Raw genomic sequence first — 23484 nt, 5'->3', positions numbered from 1 at the left:
AGTCCTTGGGTCTTGAGCATGAGGATCATCCTCCGATGATCCCAAACCCCGACCGCCTTCAGGCTCACTTCACGCTGGAATCACGTCCCTCCTTCAGGCTCATGTGTCGTTGGACAAGGCTGTACCTACTTTCCCAGAAAGCATCTTGCTACAATAGAAGGTTCGCTTAACCTCATTATAGGATAGCTCCCCATGGCCGAAGTCACGCCCCAGACCCCCCGCAGCATCACCATCGACGGCACGGAATATCCGCTGGATCAGTTGTCCGAGAACGCCCGCAGCCAGGTGATGAACCTGCGGGTCACGGATCATGAGATCGCCCGCCTGAAGCAGCAGCTGGCCATCTGCCAGACGGCTCGTGCGGCCTATGCCCGGGCCCTGGAGGGGGAGCTGCCCAAGACGGAGCAGTAATCCAATCCGCGGTACAATCCCTTGTACCTGGCACCTTTTCCCGTGCAATCCCTTGTACCTGGCACCTTTTCCCGTGCCTTTTCCCGTGGAAAAGGCGCCAGGTACCGTCAGGTCGCTGCGCCTTCCTAACGCAAGAAAACACCCATGACACTCCCCCCGATCGAGACCCTGCGCCGCTGGCAGGCGGTCAGTGACCACAGCGCCGTTTTGGAGGCGCTGCAGGACCTGTCCGCCGAGGGCCAGCAGCCGTCGTCCCATGCCGTGTTCCTCAAGGGCATCTCCCTGGCCCTGAACGGTGCCCAGGAGGCGGCCCGTCCCTATCTGCAGGCGGCCCTGGGGGCCTGCGGGCAGGATGCAGACCATGACGGGGCGTATCTCAGCGACCTGGGCCTTGCGCTGTTGCTCCTGGGCCAGGCCCAGCGCGCCCATGCCACACTGAAACAGGCCATCGGGCAGGGCAGTGTGGATGCTGTGACCCACGGCCGGCTGGGGGCGGCGGCGTTGGCCCTGGGGCAGCTTGAGGCCGCCTGTGAGGCCTATCAGGAGGCGGTGGACCGCGAACCCGGGCGCGCTGAGTGGCACAACAATCTGGGCGGGATCCTGGTGCGGCAGCAGCGCCTGGACGAGGCCCTGGAGCAGTACGACATCGCCCTGCGGCATAAGCCGGACATGGAGAAGGCCCTGGAGTCGCGCCAGCGGGTGCTGATGGCCCTGGAGCGTACCGATGAGGTGATCGAGCAACTGGAACGCCAGTTGGCGGAGGATCCGGAGAACACCGATCTGCGCCTGCGCCTGGTCCGGGCGCTGGCCCACGACAACCGTCTGGCGGAGGCCATCAACCGGGTGCGGGAGGTGTTGCTGCCCGCCGAGGAGGTGGAGGGACCCCGGACGGATGCATGCGAAGGGGAAGAGGGCGGCGACGAAAACGGTAACGAGAACGCCCCAGTGTGCAGCCGTGCCGCCCAGTTGCGTCTGCGGGCACTGTTGGCCGATCTCTTCGCCCAGCGCGATCTGCATGGCCGCGTGATCGCGGTGGTGGACGACCTGCTCCGCCTCGACCCCGAGGACCCGGCACCCCATCTCCAACGTAAGGCCCATGCCCTTACGGAGATGGGCCGCCATGCCGAGGCCGAGGCCTTGCTGGACGAGGTCGAGGAAGCGCACCCGCAGGCCAATGGCCTCAAGCTGGCCCGGGCCGGCCTCTACTGCGAGGCCGGCCGCTATACCGAAGCCGAGGCCATCCAGCGTGAGCTGCTGGAGACCTATCCCGGTCATGCCGGCCTGAAGTCCCAACTCGGCCAGACCCTGCTGTGGACGGGCAAACTGGACGAGGCGGCGGAACTGTTCGCCGAGGCTGCCGAGATCAATCCCATGGCCCTGGCGCAGATGGTCAACGCCAAGCATCTGCCGGAGGATCCGGCGGCGCTGGAGCGGATGGAGCGCATCGCCGACAATCCGCTCCTGCCCGATCCGGCGCGCATCACCATGAGCTTTGCCCTGGCGGAGATCTATGACAAACGCCGGGAGATCGACCGCGCCTTCCATTACCTGGAGCAGGGCAACCGCCTCACCGACCGGACACTGGCCTACGATCCGGCGCATTTCCGCCGCCAGGTGGACGTCCTGAAGGCCACGTATACCCGTGCGTATTTCGCCAGGCAGCCCGCCATCCGCAAGAGCGACCGGACCCCCATCTTTGTGGTGGGCATGCCCCGCTCCGGCACCACCCTGACCGAACAGATCCTCTGTTCCCATCCGGATATCTTTGGCGCCGGGGAACTGGATCTGATGGCCCGCCTCAGCCGGCTCATGCCCCGGGTGATCCGGAACGGCAAACCGTATCCCGATTGCCTTGATGCCTTCACGCCGCATCTGCGTGAGGAGGCGGCCCGCTTCTATCTGCGCGGCCTGGGGCAGCACGATACCGAGCACCCCTTTGTGGTGGACAAGATGCCCCATAATTTCATGCACCTGGGACTGATCGCGCTGATCTTCCCGGGGGCCCGGATCATCCACATCCAGCGCGATCCGCGGGATACAGCGCTGTCCAATTTCCAGCAGAACTTCAAGGCTAAAAACGGTGGAATGGGCTATGCGTTTGATCTGGAAAAGATCGCCGAGCAGATCAACGACTACCACCGCATGATGACGCACTGGCGGGAGGTGCTGCCGCTGCCCCTGTTCGAGCTCACTTACGAGGAACTGGTGGCCGATCAGGAAGGCATGACCCGCCAACTCCTGGAGTTTGTAGGCGTGGAGTGGGACGATAGCGTGCGCGACTTCCACAAGACCGAACGCGCGGTGCGCACCGCCAGCGTCTCCCAGGTGCGCCAGCCCATCTATCAAAGCAGCCGGCAGAAATGGCGGCGCTACGAGGCCCATCTGCGGCCATTGCTGGATCGTCTCGATCCGGAGGTGTCCGCCCCCTGGGACAACGCACAGGAGGAGGTATGAGCCGCTATCGACCGCTTCAGGCCGGCCAGGATGCGGGCAAGGGGTATGTACCCCCGGAGCGGCCCCTCGCATTCGCCGCCGATTGGGAGGCCATCCCGGTGAGCAGTGGCGAGTTGATGCGCCTGGTGGGATGGTATCCGGTGGGTTTTCAGCGCCGGGGCGATACCTACCGGCTGGCCCTGCCCGCCCGTGCCGGGGAGCGTCGGGCGCTGATCAACCCGATCACCGGACGCTGGTTCGGCCACCAGTTGCCGCTGGCCCTGCGTCTTTACCCGCTGCGGCTGGTGGCTTTGCCCCGGGAGGACGGAACTCCGGGGGAGCCGGCGCTGGCCCTGGACACCGAGGCCGAGGCCCATTTCACCACCGCTGCGGAACAACCGCTCCTCGATACCGAGGGCCAATGGACCGAGGCGGGCCGCAAGCGTCTCCAGGCCCTGCAACGCTATCAGCAGCGCCAGGCGCGGGATCAGCAGGTCATCCAGCGCCTCGCCGAACGCGGGCTGTTCATCCCCTGGGCATTGAACCTGGGCAGCGAGGAAGTACCGGCCTGGATGGCCGACTGGTATCAACTGGATGCCGCGCGCTTGGGGGAATTGACCCCACAGGACGCCGCCGACCTGCACGTCCTGGGCGGCTGGCGGATGGTCTACGGGCATCAATACAGTAAGCTCCGCGCCGGTGCCCCGGCGCACCTCGCCGAGCGTCTGGCACAGCGCCAGGCGGCGCAGCAGAACGAGGCCCTGGATGGCCTGTTCGGTGGTCAGGGCGACGACATCGCGTTCGACTTCGACTTCGATTAGCCTATCGGCAGTGCCCGTCCATCGGTACCTGTCACCTTTTTCGGGAACGAAAAAGGTGACAGGTACCTATCCAGCGGGTACCGATCCACCTATCCCCTCCCACGCGGACGCCCGGATTTGCGCGGGGTCACCCGACGTCCGGTCATGCGCTCGATCTGACGGATGAAGCGCTCACTGCCAAAGGCGGCGTTCTGGCGGGTGGCGGTGCGCAGGCGTTCATCGTCCGACGGGTCCTGACTTTCCAATACCCATTCGGCATAGCGTCGATGGCGTTCTTCCGGACCCGCCCCCAGGGCGCAGAAGACCGGGTGGGGGGTGATCAGGGTGGAATGCCGGCGACCCGTATTGGCGTGCCAGGAGCTCCAGGGATAGGCATCCGGATGGTCCACCATGCGGGCACGCACCGGGTTGAGTTCGATGTAGCGCATGCAGGTCAACAGGTGGGCATCGTCCCCGATGAGGCCGGATTTGTAGCGTCCGGACCATAGGGGGCCCATACGCCGATAGCGGGCGTTCACCCAGTGGACATAGCTGCGGTTGAGGGCGTGCATGAGTCGGGCGAGGCCGCCCGGCTCATCGGGTGTGGCCAGGAGGTGGATGTGATTGGTCATCAGGCACCAGGCGTGGATACGTACGCCGCACTTGCCGGCCTGTTCCCGCAGGGCCTGGAGATAGACCAGGCAGCACCCGGGGTCGAAGAAGACGGCTTGCCGGTCCACGCCCCTTTGCACCACGTGGTGGGCCATTCCGGGGATTTCCAGCCGGGGTCTGCGCGGCATCTCCAGAGCGTCCTTTCTCCGTGAGGGGCCTTATAGCATACTCAGCGTTGGCGTTCATCGTTACCCGTCCATCGGTACCTGGCACCTTTTTCGTGCCGGAAAAGGTGCCAGGTACCTACCTACCCAGATACAACCCATGGTCACCACCACACTCCCCTGGAATGATCCCCGCAGCACGGCCTCCGAAGGCGCGGCCTTCGACGGGGTGGTGCGGGTGTCCGTGGAGGGGTACTACGGCAGCGGGGTGCTGCTGCAGGGGGGGCGGGCCGTGCTCACCGCGGCCCATCTCTTCGAGCGGGGGTTGGACGGGGTTCGCGTCCGCTTTGAGGTGGGCGGTCAGGTGTGGACGCAGACGGCGCGGGAGGTGCTCGTCCATCCCCGGTACGATTCGGGGAACAATAACCGGGATCTGGCCCTGGTCTGGCTGGATGGGGCGGCCCCGGTGGGGGCGGCGCGTCACGGGCTGTACCGCGGGGCGGATGAGGTGGGGCAGGTTTTCACGCTGGTGGGCTATGGCCTGCCGGGCACGGGTGAGGAGGGGGCCTGGGAAGACGATGGCGGCGAGCCCCTGCGGCTCCAGGCGGGCAATCGCTTCGATGCCGATGTGGGGGCCCTGGTGGACGCGGTGGGGGGCGGTCTGGCCTGGGCGCCGGAGCCGGGCACGCAGTTGATCGCGGATTTCGATAACGGGGCCTCGGCCCACGATGCCTCGGGGATCCTCATGGGGCGGTATGACCAGGGCCTGGGGCTGGAGGAGGGGATGATCGCCCCGGGAGACAGCGGCGGGCCCGCCCTCATCGGGGACCGGGTGGCCGGGATCGCCAGTTATCTGGCCAGTTTGAGCCGTCATGGGGTGGAGCCGGATGTGGATGGGGTGGCCAACAGCAGTTTCGGCGAGGTGATGGCCTTCCAGCGGGTGAGCCGGGAGCAGGAGTGGATCGATCGTGCCCTGCGCTCACGCCATCCGGATGCCCCGACCCGGCCGGGGGAGGTGGAGCAGGCAGTGGTGGAGGGGGACGAAGGCACGTCGTTGGCCTGGTTCCTCCTGGAGTTCACGGGGGCGCGTGAAACCCCCGATGAGTGGGTGAGTGTGGACTTCGAGACCCGGGACGGCACGGCCGGGGCCGGCAGCGATTACCTGGCGGTGTCGGGGCGGCTGGTGTTGTATCCGGGGGAGGACCAGGTCGCGATCCCGGTGGAGGTGGTGGGAGACACGCAGGTGGAGACCGATGAGACCTTCCACCTGGCGGTGTTCAATCCCGACGGGGGCAGCTTCGGCCCCGGTGTGGAGGAGCTCATCGCCACCCGTACCATCGTGGATGAGGACGGGTTCTGGGCCTGAGTGCATTCATGGGGCTCTCATGGTACCTGGCACCTTTTTCGACACGAAAAAGGTGCCAGGTACCTACCGGTAGGTACCTGCCGGTATGCCGGCTCACCGGTATGTTCGGAGATGGAGTCTTGCTAGACTGCACGGTCCATTTCATCTCCTTTCGAGGATGCACGAGGTTTGATCCCCATGGCTGAAGACATAACCCAGAACCCCCGCAGCATCACCATCGACGGCACGGAATATCCGCTGGATCAGTTGTCCGAGAACGCCCGCAACCAGGTGATGAACCTGCGGGTCACGGATCAGGAGATCGCCCGCCTGAAGCAGCAGCTGGCCATCTGCCAGACGGCCCGCGCGGCCTATGCCCGGGCCCTGGAGGCGGAGCTGCCCAAGACGGAGCAGTAATCCCCGGTACCGCGCCTCGGGCGTACCCGCCTCGGGTACCTGGCACCTTTTTCGTCCGAAAAAGGTGCCAGGTACCTACCGTGGGAGGTACCTACCGGGGTATGGCTTACTATTCGTGCAGGCAGTACCGGTCGCGTCCGGCCTGCTTGGCGCGGTACATGGCGTTGTCCGCCTGGCGCAGCAGGTCGTCCGTGTCCACGGGCGTGTCCTGGGGGTAGAAGGTGACGCCGATGCTCACGGACAGGACCTCGGCCCCGGGGCCGGATTGGAGCACCCCGCGGCAGGCCATGAGGATGCGTTCGAGGATGGGGTGGGCGGCCTCGTGGCTGTCCAGGTCCACGAGGATTCCCGCGAATTCGTCCCCGCCCAGGCGGGCGAGGGTGTCCCCCTGGCGCAGGCAGGTGGAGATGCCCCGGCCGGCATCCATCAGCAGGCGGTCGCCGGCGGCGTGGCCGTAGCGGTCGTTCACCGTCTTGAAGCCGTCCAGATCCATGAAAAGCACCGCCACCCAATCCCCGGGGTGGCGGTCGCAGTGGGCCATGGCCTGTTGCAGCCGGTCCTGGAAGACGGCGCGGTTGGGCAGGCCGGTGAGGGGGTCGTGGCTGGCGCTGTGCTCCAGCCGGGCCTGCAGGGCCAGGCGCTCCGTGATATCCGAGAACACCACCACGTAGCGGCGGTCCTCGCCGTCGCTGCCGGGCACGGCGCGGATGACGGTGTGGGCGGCGAACAGGCTGTCGTCCCGGCGGCGGTTCCAGAGTTCCCCCTGCCATTCCCCCTTCTCCCGCAGGGCCCGCCACAGGGCGGCATAGACCTCCGGGCCGTGGCGGCCGGACTTGAGCAGGCTGGGGTCCTGGCCCAGCACCGCCTCCCGGGGATGGCCGGTGAGGGTGGTGAAGGCGGGGTTCACGTCCAGGATGTGGCCTTCGCCGTCGGTGACGAAGATGGCGTCCCCGGCGGTGCGGAAGACGGTGTCGCTGAGGACGAGGCGCTGCTGCTGGCGGCACTGTTGGATGGCCAGTCGGGTGAGACCGGTGAAGGCCTCCACGGTCTGGATCTCCGCCGCATCGGGATCCCCGGGGCGGGAGCGGTAGATGGCGAAGGTGGCCATGACCTGGCCCCGGGAATCGAGCACGGGTTCGGACCAGCAGGCGGCGATGCCCTCACGCAGCGCGTCCTGGCGGAACGCCTGCCAATGGGGATGGGTGGCGATGTCCGCGGCGATTACCCGTCGGCCCAGGGCGGCGGCGGTGCCACAGGAGCCGTTGCCTTCCCCCACGGGGATGCGCTGGCACAAGCGGCGGAACCCCTGGGGGAGCCCCGGTGCCGCCCCCAGGTGCAGATGCCGCCCGTCCGTCTCCAGGAGTTCGATGGAGGCCCAGCACCCGTCCAGCAGGTGTTCGATCCCCCGGGTGATGGTGGCCAGGATGTCGGGCAGGGCGGCCCGGTCCAGCACCTGCTGCAGCACCTGGCCGTGCAGGCGGTTGATGGTCTCGGCATGCTTGCGGCGGGTGATGTCCAGACAGTGGCCGATATAGCCCAGAAATTCGCCCCCCGGGCTGTAGCGGGGCTGACCGTCGTCCTGGATCCAGCGGTATTCGCCGCTGTGGTGGCGCAGCCGGTAGTCCATGCTGAAGGGTTCGCGCCGCTCGAAGGCGTGGGTGTAGGTCTCCACGCAGGGGCCAAGATCATCGGGATGGACCCCTTCGGTCCAGCCGTAGCCCCGTTCCTCCTCCAGGGTGCGTCCGGTAAAGGCCAGCCAGACCCGGTTGAACCAGTCGCATTGCCCGTCCGTCCCCGAGGTCCAGATGAGGGCCGGTCCGCCGTCCACCAGGGCGCGAAGCCGGGATTCACTCTCCTGCAGCACCTCCAGGTCGGGCGGGTCGGGATGCCTGTGGCTCATGGCGTGTGCCCCCCCCCGGTTGGTGGCTGGAAAGAGTCTAATTAATGACTGTAGCATGCCTGTCCCATTCCTGGGTCGATCCTGCCGGGCCGTGGGGTACAGCCCCGGGGGCGACAGACTCCGGGCAAGACCGCGGGGTTGGCCATGCTATCCTGCCCCGGATGGCCAAGGTCTTCCCGCCGGAGCGCCCATGTCCTCTGCACCCCGCCGCAAGCTGCCCATCGGCATCCAGACCTTCTCCGATCTGCGCGAGGGGGGTTATTACTATGTGGACAAGACGCCGCTGATCCACCGTCTGGTGGAGGAGGGCAAGTACTATTTCCTCTCCCGGCCGCGGCGCTTTGGCAAGAGCCTGCTGCTGGACACCCTGCACTGCCTGTTTGAGGGGCGGGCCCCGCTCTTTGAGGGGCTCTATATCCACGACCGCTGGGACTGGCAGGGGCATCATCCGGTGGTGCGGCTGAGTTTTGGCAGCGGGGTCCTGCAGGATCGGGCCGAACTGGACGTGCGCATCCGTCACCAGCTGGCCCGGAACCGGGAGGCGCTGGGGTTGCCCGCTGCGGCCGACACGGACATTACCGGTGCCTTCAGCGACCTGATCACGGCCGCCCACCGCCAGCACGGACAGCGGGTGGTGGTGCTCATCGACGAATACGACAAGCCGATCCTGGACAACCTCCGGGATCCCGCGCGGGCCCGGGAGCTGCGGGAGGGGCTGAAGAACCTCTACAGCGTGCTCAAGGACGCCGACCCGCATCTGCGATTCGTCCTGCTCACGGGGGTGTCCAAGTTCAGCAAGGTGAGCCTGTTCTCGGGGCTGAACAATCTGCGGGACATCACCCTGTCGCGGGACTACGCCGCCATCTGCGGCTATACCGACGCGGACATCGACAGCGTCTTCGCCCCCGAACTGCCGGGGCTGGACCGGGAGCAGATCCGTCAGTGGTACAACGGCTATCGCTGGGGCGATGCGTCCGTGCCCTCGGTCTATAACCCCTTCGATGTCCTGCTGCTGTTCCAGGAGCGCCGTTTCGGCCCCTACTGGTTCGAATCCGCCACGCCCGCCTTTCTGGTGGAACTGCTGCGGGAGCGGGGCGTCTTCACGCCGCAACTGGAGCAGTGGCAGACCGAGGCGGCCTTGTTGGGCCGGTTCGATGTGGATCATATTGCCACCGAGGCGCTGCTGTTCCAGACCGGGTACCTGACGGCCCATGCCGTTGAGGAGCCATTGACCGGCTACTGGCTCTACACCCTGGGATATCCCAACCATGAGGTGGAGACCAGCCTCAACCAGGCCCTGTTGCCGGTGCTGGGGCTGGATGCGGGCCCCAGGGAGCGCATGACGCTGTTGCACGCCCTGCAGGATCATGACCTGAGCGCGCTCGAGACCCATCTGAAGGCCCTCTACGCCGGGCTGCCCCACGATTGGTACCGCAACAACCCCATCGCCCGCTACGAGGGCCACTATGCCAGCGTCTTCTACAGCCACTTCGCCGCGTTGGGGGTGCCGGTGACGGTGGAGGACGCCAGCCACCATGGCAGGGTGGACATGGCCGTGACCTTCGGCGGCCACATCTACCTGTTCGAGTTCAAGGTGGTGGAGCAGCTGCCCGAGGGCCGCGCCCTGGAGCAGATCAAGGCCAGGGGCTATGCGGACAAATACCGCGCCGCCGGCCAGCCGATCCACCTCATCGGTGTGGAGTTCTCCCGCGAGCAGCGCCAGATCGTGGCCTTCCAGGTGGAGACCCTGTAGGGCGTTTGAGTCCTTCAGCAGAAAAGAGGTGACCAGCAAGCGCGTGGACGTATCCAGGCGGCGCCATGGTAGGCTTGGAGTGTCCAAATGAGGCGTGTGTGTGCATGAGCGAAACGGCGACCTCTTCAGCAGCCGACCATGACAGCCCGTGGAAGATGGCGTTGGAAGGGTACTTTCAGGAATTTCTGGATCTGCTGTTCCCGTCAATCCATGCGCAGGTGGACTGGGCGAAGGGATACAGCTTCCTGGACAAGGAACTGCAGCAGATCACGGCGGATGCCAACACTGGCAGGCGCTACGCCGACAAACTGATCCAGGTCCACGCCCGGGACGGCAGCGAAACGTGGGTGCTGATCCACGTTGAGGTGCAGGGCGAGCCGGAAGAGGCCTTTGCCGAGCGCATGTACACTTACCAGTACCGACTGCGGGACCGCTACGGGGTGGACGTGGTGAGTCTGGCGGTGCTGGCCGACACCCGCGAAAGCTTCCGGCCCAACACCTTCCGCTACCAGCGCTGGGGGTGCGAGCTGATCTTTACCTACCCCACGGCCAAGCTGATGGATTGGGAGGCCCGCTGGTCGGAGCTGGAAGCCAGCACGAACGTCTTTGCCCTGGTGGTGATGGCCCAGATCCAGTCCAAACGGGTGAAGGACGGTGTCCGGCGCAGGGACGTCAAGATTGCCCTGATCCGGTTTCTGTATGAGCGGGGCTATAGCCGGGAGCAGGTGATTCAGTTGTTCATTATGATCGACTGGATGGTCCAGCTGCCGAGATCCCTGGAACCCGGGTTTGTTCAGGCAGTCTATGCCATACAGGAGGAGAAACGTATGCCTTATGTGAATACGATCGAGCGATTGGGTATTGAGAAGGGTGAGAAGCTGGGCATTGAGAAAGGGCGTCAGGAAGGCCAACGGGAAGCCAAGGAAGAGACCGCGCGTAATCTGATCAAGCTGGGTGTGCTCACGGATGAGCAGATTGCTCAAGCCACTGGTCTGACGGTCCCGGATGTTCGGGCCCTGTGCACTGAAGACAAGCACTGAGCCCGGGTCGTCCCGTCGGAGGTCCATGCCCCCATCCGCCCGCCGCAAGCTGCCCATCGGTATCCAGACCTTCTCCGACCTGCGCGAGGGGGGGTATTACTATGTGGACAAGACGCCGCTGATCCACCGTCTGGTGGAGGAGGGCAAGTACTATTTCCTCTCCCGGCCGCGGCGCTTTGGCAAGAGCCTGCTGCTGGACACCCTGCACTGCCTGTTCGAGGGGCGGGCCCCGCTCTTTGCAGGGCTCTATATCCACGACCGCTGGGACTGGCAGGCGCATCATCCGGTGGTGCGGCTGAGTTTCGGCAGCGGGGTCCTGCAGGATCGGGGCGAACTGGACGTGCGCATTCGTCACCAGCTGGCCCGGAACCGGGAGGCGCTGGGGTTGCCCGCTGCGGCCGACACGGACATTACCGGTGCCTTCAGCGACCTGATCACGGCCGCCCACCGCCAGCACGGACAGCGGGTGGTGGTGCTCATCGACGAATACGACAAGCCGATCCTGGACAACCTCCGGGATCCCGCGCGGGCCCGGGAGCTGCGGGAGGGGCTGAAGAACCTCTACAGCGTGCTCAAGGACGCCGACCCGCATCTGCGATTCGTCCTGCTCACGGGGGTGTCCAAGTTCAGCAAGGTGAGCCTGTTCTCGGGGCTGAACAATCTGCGGGACATCACCCTGTCGCGGGACTACGCCGCCATCTGCGGCTATACCGACGCGGACATCGACAGCGTCTTCGCCCCCGAACTGCCGGGGCTGGACCGGGAGCAGATCCGTCAGTGGTACAACGGCTATCGCTGGGGCGATGCGTCCGTGCCCTCGGTCTATAACCCCTTCGATGTCCTGCTGCTGTTCCAGGAGCGCCGTTTCGGCCCCTACTGGTTCGAATCCGCCACGCCCGCCTTTCTGGTGGAACTGCTGCGGGAGCGGGGCGTCTTCACGCCGCAACTGGAGCAGTGGCAGACCGAGGCGGCCTTGTTGGGCCGGTTCGATGTGGATCATATTGCCACCGAGGCGCTGCTGTTCCAGACCGGGTACCTGACGGCCCATGCCGTTGAGGAGCCATTGACCGGCTACTGGCTCTACACCCTGGGATATCCCAACCATGAGGTGGAGACCAGCCTCAACCAGGCCCTGTTGCCGGTGCTGGGGCTGGATGCGGGCCCCAGGGAGCGCATGACGCTGTTGCACGCCCTGCAGGATCATGACCTGAGCGCGCTCGAGACCCATCTGAAGGCCCTCTACGCCGGGCTGCCCCACGACTGGTACCGCAACAACCCCATTGCCCGCTACGAGGGCCACTATGCCAGCGTCTTCTACAGCCACTTCGCCGCGTTGGGGGTGCCGGTGACGGTGGAGGATGCCAGCCACCATGGCAGGGTGGACATGGCCGTGACCTTCGGCGGCCACATCTACCTGTTCGAGTTCAAGGTGGTGGAGCAGCTGCCCGAGGGCCGCGCCCTGGAGCAGATCAAGGCCAGGGGCTATGCGGACAAATACCGCGCCGGCGGCCAGCCGATCCACCTGATCGGTGTGGAGTTCTCCCGCGAGCAGCGCCAGATCGTGGCCTTCCAGGTGGAGACCCTGGAGGGCGTTTGAGCGCCTCGTGGGTACCAGTGCCTCGTGGGTACCTGGCACCTTTTTCGGCACGAAAAAGGTGCCAGGTACCCACCGCTCCTGCTCTTCTGAGTGGCTGAGTAGGGGAGGTGGTGGTCAGACTTGGGCGTTGGGCCGTGAGAGGGGTTCGATCGTCAGGCGCAGTCCCAGGGCGTTGGCCACCTTGCTGATGGTGGAAAATGCCGGGTTGCCCTCGCCGGACAGGGCCTTGTAGAGCCCCTCCCGGCTCATGCCCACTTCCTTGGCAAGCTGGCTCATGTTGCGCGCGCGGGCGATGTCCCCCAACGCGGCAGCGAGCAGGGCGGGATCGTTCTCCTCCATCACCGCCATGAGGTAGGCGGCAATGTCCTCCTCGCTCTCCAGGTAGTCTGCGGTATCGTAGTGGCTGAAGGTGACGGCTTGCTCAGTCATGGGGTGACTCCTTCCATTGCGCGGCAATGGCTTTGGCCTGTTCGATGTCGCGGGACTGGCTGGCTTTATCGCCACCGCAGAGCAGTATGATGATCACCGGCCCGCGGGTGATGTAGTAGATGCGGTAGCCGGGGCCATGGGGGATGCGCAGCTCGGAGACGCCTTTCCCGACCGGCTTCACGTCGCCGGGATTGCCCAAGCTCAGACGCCGGATACGCGCCGTGATCCTGGCGCGGGCGCGGGTGTCTCGCAGCCCGCGCAGCCACTGATCGAAGACATCGGTTTTTATTATTTCGATCACTTGCCCACTTTAGTTGACAGTTAAATGAGTGTCAACTGTGGTTAACACTGGCGCGTGGTTGCCCCACGTTATCCTGCCCCGGATGGCCAAGGTCTTCCCGCCGGAGCGCCCATGTCCTCTGCGCCGCCGGCCAGCCGATCCACCTGATCGGTGTGGAGTTCTCCCGCGAGCAGCGCCAGATCGTGGCCTTCCAGGTGGAGACCCTGGATGCTTCGTGCACGCTCCGTTAGAGGCTGGCCTACCAGCAGGCCTCGGGGGTGCGCGTGCCCTGGTGGTCCAGGGTGAGGCTGTGGCATTCGGCCCCCTCCGCCGCCACCCGGCCGTCGGCGCCGGTGGCGGTGAGGGTATAGCTGGAGGCGTCCACCTCCTCCACCGCCAGGGTGTAGAAGCCCTCGGGGGATTCTTCGGCGATGTTGCAGTCTTCGTAGGTGAGGGTGCTGGTGTAGCAACGCTCCAGGCGCTGCGCCGCCTCCGAGAGGGCCACCTTGCCGTCGGAGACCTGGGTGCGTTCCACGTAGCGCGTGTAGGAGGGGTAGGCGATGGCCGCCAGGATGCCGATGATGGCCACCGTGATCATGACCTCGATGAGGGTGAAGCCCCGGGGGGTGTGCTGGTTCACGTTCTCCTCCTTCTGGACCGGCCTGTTTGGGCCAGGGTAGCGGAAAGCGCGGGAGCCATCCCGCATTCGGTCGGTACCCATCGTCCGGCGATCGGGCCGATGGGATCTCCGGCAGGGGGGGCTTCCTTCATAGTCTACAATACAGGCATTGGCCCCAGTGCCGCACTATGATACCCCCGTCATGAACGGTATCCCCATACGTCCCCCTCTCCCTGACCGTTCCGGCCGAATCCCCGAGCTTCGATGATCGCCATGCGTCGCCAATCCGGTTTTACCCTCGTCGAGATCATGGTGACCATCGCCATCCTGGTGATCCTTATGACTGTCGGCATCCCCGGATTCCAGCGGATGATGGAACAGAATCAGCTGGCTACCCTGTCCAATGACCTGCTGCGGTCCATGACCCTGGCCCGCAGCGAGGCCCTGAAGCGGGGACGGGAGGTGATGGTGGAGCCTGCACAGGAGGCGGGCTGGATGCAGGGCTGGGTAGTCTGGACGGACACCGACGGCAATGGCGAGCGGTCGGATTCGGAAGTGCTCCGCTTCATTCCGGGGCCGGGCGCCGGCAGGCTCACGCTGGACCAGTCCCCTGACCGGATCACCTATGAACCGTCGGGACTGGCCGGGGACTCTGGGTGTTTCCAGCTTTCGGGTACGGGGGAGGGCAGCGTACGCAGCGTGCAGATCCTGCCCACGGGGCGTGCTGCTGTGTCGGGGGATGCGTGTGATACCGGATGAAAACCCGTTAGGTCCGGTGTGCCCACCCTCCATTTTCGGATTCCTATTCCGGTTTCATGAGTCATTTCGCGGGAAAATGTGTGGGGGCTCCAGGAGTTGTCCATGACCGAACCAAACTGGAAACGCAACAGCGGTGTTTCCCTGGTGGAGGTCCTTGTGGCCTTGGTGGTGCTCTCCATAGGGATTCTCGGAGTCGCTGCATTGCATGGGACTGCTTTGAAAAATAACACCAGTTCCTATGTTCGTAGTCAGATGATGCTCACGGCCTATGATCTGGCAGACCGGATGCGCGCCAATCGTGAGGCAGCGCTGAATGGTGAATACGATGGGATCAATGGAGCACAACACGGTAACTGTGAGACCGCTACAGGCTGCACACCGCAGCAGATGGCGGAACACGATATTTGGACATGGAAAATACGTTTGGGTGCCATTATCCCCAATGCCACTGGTACCGTCTGTCGGGACTCCAGCCCTGACGATGGAACCAGTCTGGGAGCGGCTGCATGTAGCGGTAGCGGTGATCTTCGTGCGATCAAGATCTGGTGGCAGGATGATGAGGACGGTAACACGACCCGCTTGGTGATAGGGGTCCGGCTATGATTATGCTTCCTGGTAAGGATAGGTATCGAATGCATTCGTTTCTGACAGGAATGCGGCAGCAAGGAATGACGTTGACCGAATTGATGGTGGCTATGCTGCTCGGTCTGTTACTGATTGCCGCTATCATCCAAATCTTCACTGGAAGCAAGCAGACCTACCGCACCACAGAGGCCTCTTCCGTTGTTCAGGAAAACGGCCGGTTTGCTGATCATTTTCTCTCCCATGATCTGCGCATGGCGGGTTTTTTCGGGTGTTTAGGCGAAAGCGAGCTGGAATTCACTAACAACGTGGACGCCAGTTCCAACAAATACCCTTCGGATGTTAGTGAGGCGGTTAACATCTCGGTAGATAATGAGTTGCGCGCATATGCCATCGGCAGCTCACTTCCCTCAGATCTGGGCGCATTAGGACTAGCCATGGGCAGCAACGAAGGCGACGTTATGCCTAATACCGAAGCGGTATTGATACGCCGTGCCAATCAATGCCCTGGCGGGAGGGTGGTGCCACCGCTCATGGGAGATCAATCCGCCAATATCAAGATCGCGGATGCCGAATCCTGCGGGCTTGAACAAAACACTGTTGCGCTTATTACGGATTGCCAGACTGCCGATGCCTTTGGTATCACAAATAATCCTGTTAGTGGAACTAAAGATACACTTACCCATTCCAGTGCTTTGAATCTCAGCAATAATCTGAGCACAACCTATGGAGAGGACGCTTGGGTCTATTCCATGTATGCTGCAGTATATTATGTCGGACGAGACAGGGCAGGGGAGCCTTCCCTCTATCGCCGGATGCTGGGTAAGGGCGGCACCATGCAGGCTGAGGAGCTTGTCGGCGATATCGAGGATCTGGCCTTTGAATTTGGCATTGATCAGGACGAGGATTTTGTTGCTGATACCTATCGGGATACCAGCGAACTGTCCATGGCGGATTGGGCTAGAGTTGTGGCAGTACGTTATTCGTTTGTTGCGCGGTCGCATGAAGGGAATGTAATCGATAACGTGCAGGAATACCGTTTTGATGGGCAAGATATGGAAGGAACGGACCGCAGATTGCGTCATGTTTTTACGAAGACTGTGTCGTTGCGTAACCGCCTTAAATGATAGGGTCTGAATAGTGTTTATTGAACCGAATAAACAGTCCGGGTCGGCCCTGATCATCGGTCTGCTGATCCTTTTGATTATTACGATAACCGGTATCACGACGATACAGACCACTACGCTTCAGGAAAGGATGACGGGCGGTCTTCGGGATCGGGATCTTGCCTTTCAGGCCGCCGAGGCTGCACTGCGGGAAGCCGAGGAAGGTATCGCTCCACATGTGACTGAACCGTCCTGGATCCAGGAAATCGGAGATTTGCCTGACGACCTTACCGCTCAGTCCCACGTTTGGTGGACCAATGACAGCAACACCCGGGAGGTGGATTTTGAGATCGTCGCCACCACCCCGCGCTATGTGAGCGAAAGTGAGGCCTTTTTGCGTGATACGCTCCGGATCGGGACCGGTCCGGTTACAGGCCGCTATATCTACCGTACGACGAGCCGGGGTACCGGGGGTACCGACAATGCGGTCATCATTCTGCGATCCCGTTATGCCAAGCGCTACAACTGATGACGGCCGGGGGTTAATTGTAATGAATCGGTTCCTCTCCATCGCGTTGGCGGTAATGACGGCGCTTACACCGGCCCATTTCATGGCGGCACCGCTCGATCTGGCGGATGCCCCACTCGCCACGGCCACCAGCGCGGAGCCCAATGTCATGCTGCTGATCGATACCTCCGGCAGTATGGATAACATTATATGGGCGGAGGGGTATGACCCAAGGACCACTTATCCAGACTGGAGTTATAATTGGAATTCTTCGGACGGTAATGTCTACCTTGAGAGTCTGTATGAGCATAGTTATTATAATAACTATTTTTATGGCCAGCGAGGAGGTAATGGGAAATATATTCGTCTTCCCGATCCAGTCGGAGGTGAAGATACCCGTTATTCTGGAAATTATCTGAACTATCTTTTTTCAATATATCCTCATGGGTCGGATTTGACTGACGGAACCATTCCCACTGAGACACGGATGCAGGTGGCTAAGGAAGTGGCTTCGCAGCTGGTCGAGAATACCCCGGGTATGCGTTTTGGAGTGGCTCAGTTCTTCGGTCCATCTTACTGGAATTATGGTCATGGGGCCCGCATCGAGTCCTACTGTGGGTCCTCTGTATCTGACATTACTTCGGAAATCGCTGACTTCAGTGCGAGCACAAACACCCCACTGGCCGAGGCATTGTATGAAATCACCCGGTATTTCCGTGGCATGGATGCGTACTATACCAATGATGATTTTACCAGCCCGATCCAGTACCGTTGCCAGAAGAACTTTACGGTGGTGATCTCCGATGGGTTGCCGACCTACGATATGACCTTTCCCGGAAATGATCCGGCTGAATCAAATGGAAGGGCACTACCGGATTGGGATGGCCTTTCTCCGGATACGGATCCGGGAGATTATCCCGATTTTCCGCAATACTCTGATGGGTTTCAGCCGGATGGGGATCAAAGTGACGAGGGGTATTCTCTCTACCTCGATGACATCGCAAAATTCGGCTGGGATATCGATTTGAGAACCGGCGGCACGGACGATGCCGGAATGAGCTTCGACGACCCTGCGTTCGAACAGCAGAATATGGGTACATATACCATCGGTTTTTCCACCGCGAACCGGATGCTTGAGGACGCAGCCGAGTACGGTCATGGGGAATACCTTACTGCTGCGAATGCCGCTGAGCTCTCGGCCGCGCTGCAAGCCGCGATTTCTGACATCGCGGCCCGCAGCAGCAGTTCCGCCTCCGCTACCTCGAATACCGGCTATATTGCCAGCGGCTCCCGGGTATTCCAGGCCCGCTACAACTCATCCAACTGGACGGGGCAGCTGCTGGCGTTCGCCATTGAGTCGGATGTAGACAGTGAGGATTATGGCTTCCTGTTGGATAACGGATCCGCTACCGAAGGTGCGGTGTGGGATGCTGCGGAAGAAATCCCAGCGGTCGGCTCGCGTACCATCATGACCTATAACGACGGAGGTGTGCCTTTCGCCTGGAATGACTTGAGCGCGGCACAACAGCTCGCCTTGGGCAGTGAGGCCGTGCTGGACTACCTGCGTGGTGACCAGTCCCAAGAGGTATCCAGCGGCGGGAGTTATCGAAATCGAGACGCACTTCTTGGTGATATTGTCAATTCCAACCCGGTTTTTATGGGTGCGCCACCATTTAACTATCCCGACGATTGGAATGGAGATACCACGGAGCCAGAGGATTCCTCCCCATACTCGACCTTTGCGGAAAACCAAGATGACCGTACCCCGATGATCTATGTCGGAGCCAACGACGGTATGCTCCACGGCTTTGATGCCGAAACGGGGGAGGAGCGCATGGCCTATGTGCCTGGTCCCGTCTTTGAGAATCTGGTTGAACTGACGGAAACGGATTACGCGCATCGCTATTTTGTGGATGGCTCACCGACCGTCGCCGATGGTTATTTCGATGGTGGCTGGCATACCGTGCTTGTAGGTGGACTCAATAAGGGTGGTCAGGGTATCTATGCACTCGATGTGACCACCGCGAGTTTCTCAGAAGGGAATGCGGATTCCGCCGTGCTCTGGGAATTTACTGATGCCGACGATGCAGACCTTGGTTATACCTTTAGTCAGCCAAATATCGTCCGGCTGCACAATGGGCAGTGGGGGGTTATCTTTGGTAATGGCTATAACAATACCCATGCCGATGATCATTCCAGCGCCACCGGCCACGCTGTTTTATATATTGTGTCCATCGCGGACGGTTCGCTGATCCGCAAAATCGATACAGGAGTTGGTTCCATTGCCACGCCAAATGGTCTGGCAACGGTGAGCCCGGTGGATGTGGATGGAGATTATATCGTCGACCGGGTCTATGCCGGCGATCTTCAGGGTAATTTATGGCGTTTCGATCTGGATGACGGCAATTCCAACCAGTGGGGAATTCCTTTTGCCCAGGGGCAGGACTATGAACCACTCTTCAGCGCCTGTTCGGGTACACCATGCGATAGCAGCCGGCAGCCCATTACCGTGCGTCCAGAGGTGGGTAGAGCTCCAAACAAACCCGGTGCGGTCATGCTCTATTTTGGTACAGGGAAGTATCTCGAGAATGGCGATGGTAATGTAGGCGATACGCCGCAAATGCAGAGATTCTATGGTGTACTGGATGAAGATCTTCCGGCCAACCAGTTCGACACGTTGGTTCCGGGGGATCTTCTGGAGCAGGAAATCCTGGTGGAAAGTGCCTTCACCGTCGAGGGAAACAGCCATTCATTGCGCGTGACCAGCGACTACACCCTGGGTTCAGAAGACAAGGGCTGGTACATCGATCTTGCACCACCAGGCTCGGGAAGCGTGGGTGAGATCGCCGTAACCGCTCCATTGTTGCGTGCTGGTCGGGTCTTCTTTACCACGCTGATTCCTGGGGAAGATCCCTGCCGACCGGGTGGGCAAGGGTGGCTTATGGAGTTGGATGCGATCAACGGCGGTCGTTTGAGCTATTCTCCTTTCGATCTGAATGACGATAGCAACTTCGACGATGGAGACTATGTTACGGTAACCGTTGAGGAAGGAGAGGGTGAGGAGATCCAGGTGCCTGCATCCGGTAAGAGGCTGGACGTCGGGGGTGCAGATATGCCTGGCGTGATGGCTGGGGAAGGTAGCGAATTCAAGTACATTTCGGGGGATGATGGCCTTCAGGTCGTCCGGGAAAACCCTGGCCCGGAGAGCATGGGGCGGATGTCTTGGGAGCAACTTCAATGAGTGATGGTCAATATATCTCCCTCCCGTGGCGGGGTATCTTCTTTTTCAGTATGGTGAGCACTCTGCTCTTGGCCGGGGGCTTTGTTACTGCTGCCTACGCTCAGATGCCGCCAGCTGAATCGGAAGAATCTGTCCACAGGCAGGCTGAAACCTACGTCGATGGGCGGATCACCGCCTTGGGGAGTTCATCCATACAATTGGACTCCGGGGGGTATGCGTTGTCGGATGCCGTTTCCGTGTTCGATCAGGTAGGACAGCCCATCCGTATCAACGCACTCCGTGAGGGTATGGATGTTCGTTGTCAGCTGACTGCATCCCCCAGCGGTGGTCAGGTGGTCCATGAGATCAGGGTGATGGTGCGATGAGATGAACTGTCTGATTGCCGGGGGACGCTTGGCCAGGGAGAGTCCGGGGCAAGCGTCCCACCGCAGAAGGCTTTATCAATTGGTTTCGCTGATCTCGATGCAGAACCGTTTCTGAAGGGCGTCCTTCACCGGGCTTTGGCTGTCCTCTACTTGCAGGATGAAGCAGTCGTTGCCGGTCTCGCTGGGCGTTCCGTGGATCACACCGGTTTCATCCAGTGTCAGGCCGGTGGGAAGATCTCCCTGGGTACGGCGCCAGGTATAGGGCACCGTGCCCCCGCTGGCCTCCAGCAGGACGGCGTAGGAATCGTCCATGGTGCCTTCCGGCAGGGTCTCCTCGGTGAGGATGTTCAGGGGGGAGCCGGTGACGGAGGTGACCACGGCGATGCTGGCGGCGTCCTCTACGGGCTGGTCGATGCCGTTGTCCACGTTGTTGTCCGCCCGGTCGGTGGTGACGCGGATGCCGATAAAGCCCGTAGTGTTGCCGGCCTTGAGGGAGATGCGGGCGCGGCCGTCCTCGGAGGTGGTGGTGATATAAGGTTTGTCTGGACCTGTCTGTTGGGAACTGCCGTCGGCCGCTGTGGCCACCAGGTATTCGCCGGAATCGGTACCGGTGAAGATCTCCGCACGGATGTTGTTCACCCCTTCGGCCGGATCCTGGACAGACCCCAGGGCCTCGTCCAGCAGCACGAGGGTGGCCTGGGATGTGGAGGGAGCGCCGAACCCGGCCGGGAAGAGGTAGTCCTCGTACCAGTACAGGAGGTTCTGGGCCGGTCGGCCGGTACCCTGCATGGACCCGACGGTCAGGGTCTGGTTGCCGGATACCGTGCCGCCGGATTCGGGGGTGACGGAGGCGGAGAGGATCACGTCCCCCGGGTTCTCGCTGCTGGTGAAGAAGAAGGTGGCCACCCCGTCCCCGCCCGTTTCCTCCACGGTGGAGCCCATGGCCTGCAGGAATTCGTTGATGTCCTCGGTCTCGGGGTCGTCCAGGGTGGTGATGTAGCCGCGGCTGACGTCCCGTACCGTCAGGGTCACGGGGGTGCCGGTGGGTGCGGCGTGGCCGGAGTCATCGGTGACCCGCACATTCACCTGCACCGTGTGATAGCAGTCCAGGCGCAGGCAGGGTTGCAGATCCAGGGGGTTCGCAGCCAGGGTGTCCCGGGTGGTCTCGAAGGCGATACCGTAGGCCTGGTCCTGATACCAGGTGTCGCTATCGCCGCCGCCACAGGCGGTTAGCATACCCGTGCCCAGGAGGAGGGTGGCGAGCGGGATGGGGTGAAGCGGTTTCGATCGCACGTGCGGACTCCCTGATGCCTGTTGTGCCATGGTTTCTGTCCGGGAAAGGCCGGGTACCCCCCGGCCTTTCCCGGATCGTTCTGGATTTGCTGTCGTGGATGCCGTTACTGCGTCAGCGTGGATTCCTCCACCACCTTGGGGGTGACGAAGATCAGCAGTTCGGCCTTGCTGTTCTCGGTGGAGCGGTTCTTGAAGAGGTTGCCGATGATGGGCAGGTCGCCGAAGAAGGGGGTCTTGAGCAGTTCCTCGCGGGAGCTGACCTCGTAGATGCCCCCCAGGACCACCGTCTCGCCGTTGCGCACGAAGACCTGGGTCTCCACCTCGCGGGTGTCGATGGCGGGGACGTTGCGCACCATGATGGGGCTGACCTCGTCCTTCTGCACGCGGATGTTGAGGATGATGTTGCCGTTGGGGGTGATCTGGGGGGTCACCTCCGTGGCCAGCACGGCCTCCTTAAACTCGACGCTGGTGGCGCCGCTGGAGGTGGCCTCCTCGTAGGGGATCTCGGTGCCCTGCTTGATGAGGGCGGTCTGGCCGTTGGCGGTGATCACCCGCGGGGTGGAGACCACCTCGCCCCGGCCTTCCAGCTGCAGGGCGGTGAGCTCCAGGTCCAGCAGGACATCCGGGCGCAGGATGGACAGGCCGATGCCGCTGCCGCCGCTCTCGGTTACGGGCATGTTGACGTTGAGCCGGTCGTTCAGGTCGGGGATGCCCACGGGGAAGGGGTTGCCCGTCTGGTTGAGGTTCTCCGCGGCCTCGCCGGTCATGCCGTCGGTGGCCTCCAGGCTGCCGCCGGTGCTGTAGATCGTGTCGCCGTCGCGGCGGGTGCCGGTGACGCCAAAGCGCATGCCCAGCTCCCGGTCGAAGTCGTCGGTGGCGATGACGATGCGGGTCTCGATGAGCACCTGCTGCACGGGCACGTCCAGGCTGGTCACCAGCTGGCGGATCTCGTCCAGCTTTTCGGCGGTGTCCTGCACCAGCAGGGTGTTGGTGCGGGAGTCCACGGTGAGGCTGCCGCGTTCGGAGAGGAAGCTGATGCCCTCGTCCTGGATGATGGCGGCCACGTCCTCGGCGCGGGCGTAGTTCACCTGGATGAACTCGGACTGCAGCGGGGCCAGTTCGGCGGCCTGCTGCTCCGCTTCCAGGAGCAGGCGTTCCCGGGCGGCGATCTCCTCGGCAGGGGCCACGTAGACGACGTTGCCGTTCTTGCGCATGTCCAGGCCCTTGGCCTCGAGGATGATGTCCAGGGCCTGGTCCCAGGGGACGTTGCGCAGGCGCAGGGTGATGTTGCCGCCGACGCTGTCGCTGACCACCACATTCAGGTCGGTGAAGTCGGCGATAAGCTGCAGTACGGAGCGCACCTCGATGTCCTGGAAGTTGAGGGAGAGGCGCTCGCCGGTGTACTGGAAGCGTTCCTTCTGCAGGGCCTCCCGCTCCTGTTCGGTGAGGGGTTTGACCTCCAGGATGAATTCGCCGTCGGTCTGGTAGGAGAGGGCGTCGTATTCGCCGTGCACGGCGATGTGCATGCGCACGCCGTCCTCCTCCCGCAGGGTGTCGATGTGCTGCACGGGGGTGGCGAAGTCGGTGACGTCCAGGCGGCGTTCCAGTTCCCCGGGCAGCGCGGTGCGGGGGAAGAAGAGTTCGATGCGCCCGCCCCGGCGCACCAGGTCCACGGGGACGCCGGCCTCGGAGAGATCCACCATCACCCGGCCCTCATCCTCCGGGCCGCGGCGGAAGTCCACCTGGGTGATGCGCCGTTCCCCGGGGGCCGCTGCGCCGTTTCCGTCCCCGGCCGGGGGGGGCGCGCTGGGGGCGGCCGCGGTGGTGGGC

20 protein-coding genes are annotated in these 23484 nt (G+C 62.8%); 13 read left to right on the top strand and 7 right to left on the bottom strand.

The window, feature by feature from the left end; all coding sequences use genetic code 11:
* Positions 1 to 192 precede the first annotated feature (192 nt).
* From CKO33_RS11465 to CKO33_RS11455, 3 genes are all read left to right on the top strand, one after another.
* A complete protein-coding gene (locus tag CKO33_RS11465; RefSeq protein WP_200182376.1) occupies positions 193 to 411 on the top strand; it encodes a DUF6447 family protein in 219 nt (72 codons plus the stop codon).
* A 144-nt stretch (positions 412 to 555) separates the two neighbouring features.
* Positions 556 to 2865, top strand: a complete 2310-nt coding sequence (locus tag CKO33_RS11460; RefSeq protein ID WP_200182375.1) for a tetratricopeptide repeat-containing sulfotransferase family protein — start codon at positions 556 to 558, stop codon at positions 2863 to 2865.
* Positions 2862 to 3665, top strand: coding sequence for a SapC family protein (locus tag CKO33_RS11455; RefSeq protein ID WP_200182374.1), 804 nt, complete (start codon positions 2862 to 2864; stop codon positions 3663 to 3665). The genes CKO33_RS11460 and CKO33_RS11455 overlap by 4 nt, the downstream gene beginning before the upstream one ends.
* 89 nt (positions 3666 to 3754) lie before the next feature.
* Here CKO33_RS11455 and CKO33_RS11450 read toward each other — a convergent pair whose 3' ends face one another.
* Positions 3755 to 4444, bottom strand: coding sequence for a transposase (locus CKO33_RS11450; protein WP_200182373.1), 690 nt, complete (start codon positions 4442 to 4444; stop codon positions 3755 to 3757).
* A 136-nt stretch (positions 4445 to 4580) separates the two neighbouring features.
* On the opposite strand from CKO33_RS11450, the gene CKO33_RS11445 reads away from it, so the two are divergent.
* Complete coding sequence (locus CKO33_RS11445; RefSeq protein ID WP_200182372.1) at positions 4581 to 5786, top strand: Calx-beta domain-containing protein; 1206 nt, start codon at positions 4581 to 4583, stop codon at positions 5784 to 5786.
* A 177-nt stretch (positions 5787 to 5963) separates the two neighbouring features.
* Positions 5964 to 6182, top strand: coding sequence for a DUF6447 family protein (locus CKO33_RS11440; RefSeq protein WP_200182371.1), 219 nt, complete (start codon positions 5964 to 5966; stop codon positions 6180 to 6182).
* A 109-nt stretch (positions 6183 to 6291) separates the two neighbouring features.
* On the opposite strand, the gene CKO33_RS11435 is transcribed toward CKO33_RS11440, so the two are convergent.
* Positions 6292 to 8082 (bottom strand): diguanylate cyclase domain-containing protein, encoded by a 1791-nt coding sequence (locus tag CKO33_RS11435; RefSeq protein WP_200182370.1) that lies wholly within the window; start codon positions 8080 to 8082, stop codon positions 6292 to 6294.
* A 190-nt stretch (positions 8083 to 8272) separates the two neighbouring features.
* Here CKO33_RS11435 and CKO33_RS11430 point away from each other — a divergent pair, with 190 nt between their 5' ends.
* The 3 genes from CKO33_RS11430 (at position 8273) to CKO33_RS11420 (ending at position 12472) form a co-directional block, all read left to right on the top strand.
* Complete coding sequence (locus CKO33_RS11430; RefSeq protein WP_200182369.1) at positions 8273 to 9835, top strand: ATP-binding protein; 1563 nt, start codon at positions 8273 to 8275, stop codon at positions 9833 to 9835.
* A 104-nt stretch (positions 9836 to 9939) separates the two neighbouring features.
* Positions 9940 to 10875 (top strand): RpnC/YadD family protein, encoded by a 936-nt coding sequence (locus CKO33_RS13700; RefSeq protein ID WP_242472603.1) that lies wholly within the window; start codon positions 9940 to 9942, stop codon positions 10873 to 10875.
* 25 nt (positions 10876 to 10900) lie between these two features.
* Positions 10901 to 12472: an ATP-binding protein gene (locus CKO33_RS11420; RefSeq protein WP_200182368.1), complete on the top strand. Its 1572-nt coding sequence runs from the start codon at positions 10901 to 10903 to the stop codon at positions 12470 to 12472.
* Positions 12473 to 12586: 114 nt separating this feature from the next.
* Here the strand turns inward: CKO33_RS11420 and CKO33_RS11415 are convergent, their stop codons facing one another.
* The 3 genes from CKO33_RS11415 to CKO33_RS11405 all read right to left on the bottom strand — a co-directional run bounded on the left by CKO33_RS11415 (position 12587) and on the right by CKO33_RS11405 (position 13821).
* On the bottom strand, positions 12587 to 12901 hold the full coding sequence (locus CKO33_RS11415) for an addiction module antidote protein (RefSeq protein WP_090487761.1): 315 nt from the start codon (positions 12899 to 12901) through the stop codon (positions 12587 to 12589).
* Positions 12894 to 13202, bottom strand: a complete 309-nt coding sequence (locus CKO33_RS11410) for a type II toxin-antitoxin system RelE/ParE family toxin (protein ID WP_200182367.1) — start codon at positions 13200 to 13202, stop codon at positions 12894 to 12896. The genes CKO33_RS11415 and CKO33_RS11410 overlap by 8 nt, the downstream gene beginning before the upstream one ends.
* 238 nt (positions 13203 to 13440) lie before the next feature.
* Complete coding sequence (locus CKO33_RS11405) at positions 13441 to 13821, bottom strand: type IV pilin protein (protein ID WP_338081776.1); 381 nt, start codon at positions 13819 to 13821, stop codon at positions 13441 to 13443.
* A 252-nt stretch (positions 13822 to 14073) separates the two neighbouring features.
* Here CKO33_RS11405 and CKO33_RS11400 point away from each other — a divergent pair, with 252 nt between their 5' ends.
* From CKO33_RS11400 to CKO33_RS11380, 5 genes are all read left to right on the top strand, one after another.
* Positions 14074 to 14559 (top strand): GspH/FimT family pseudopilin, encoded by a 486-nt coding sequence (locus CKO33_RS11400; protein ID WP_200182366.1) that lies wholly within the window; start codon positions 14074 to 14076, stop codon positions 14557 to 14559.
* Between the two features lie 102 nt (positions 14560 to 14661).
* On the top strand, positions 14662 to 15162 hold the full coding sequence (gene pilV / locus CKO33_RS11395; protein ID WP_200182365.1) for a type IV pilus modification protein PilV: 501 nt from the start codon (positions 14662 to 14664) through the stop codon (positions 15160 to 15162).
* Positions 15163 to 15191: 29 nt separating this feature from the next.
* Positions 15192 to 16268: a PilW family protein gene (locus tag CKO33_RS11390; protein ID WP_200182377.1), complete on the top strand. Its 1077-nt coding sequence runs from the start codon at positions 15192 to 15194 to the stop codon at positions 16266 to 16268.
* A gap of 13 nt (positions 16269 to 16281) precedes the next feature.
* Complete coding sequence (locus CKO33_RS11385; RefSeq protein WP_200182364.1) at positions 16282 to 16776, top strand: PilX N-terminal domain-containing pilus assembly protein; 495 nt, start codon at positions 16282 to 16284, stop codon at positions 16774 to 16776.
* A gap of 22 nt (positions 16777 to 16798) precedes the next feature.
* A complete protein-coding gene (locus CKO33_RS11380) occupies positions 16799 to 19996 on the top strand; it encodes a pilus assembly protein (RefSeq protein ID WP_200182363.1) in 3198 nt (1065 codons plus the stop codon).
* A 440-nt stretch (positions 19997 to 20436) separates the two neighbouring features.
* On the opposite strand, the gene CKO33_RS11375 is transcribed toward CKO33_RS11380, so the two are convergent.
* Both CKO33_RS11375 and CKO33_RS11370 read right to left on the bottom strand, forming a co-directional pair.
* Positions 20437 to 21597 (bottom strand): putative Ig domain-containing protein, encoded by a 1161-nt coding sequence (locus CKO33_RS11375; protein ID WP_200182362.1) that lies wholly within the window; start codon positions 21595 to 21597, stop codon positions 20437 to 20439.
* A gap of 161 nt (positions 21598 to 21758) precedes the next feature.
* Positions 21759 to 23484 (bottom strand): type IV pilus secretin PilQ (locus tag CKO33_RS11370; RefSeq protein WP_200182361.1); only part of this gene is annotated, 1726 nt, incomplete at its 5' end.

The organism is Ectothiorhodospira mobilis (assembly GCF_016584115.1).
Lineage (GTDB): Bacteria > Pseudomonadota > Gammaproteobacteria > Ectothiorhodospirales > Ectothiorhodospiraceae > Ectothiorhodospira > Ectothiorhodospira mobilis.
The sequence above is the reverse complement of the archived record's forward strand: the minus strand, read 5'-3'. Positions and strand labels throughout refer to the sequence as shown.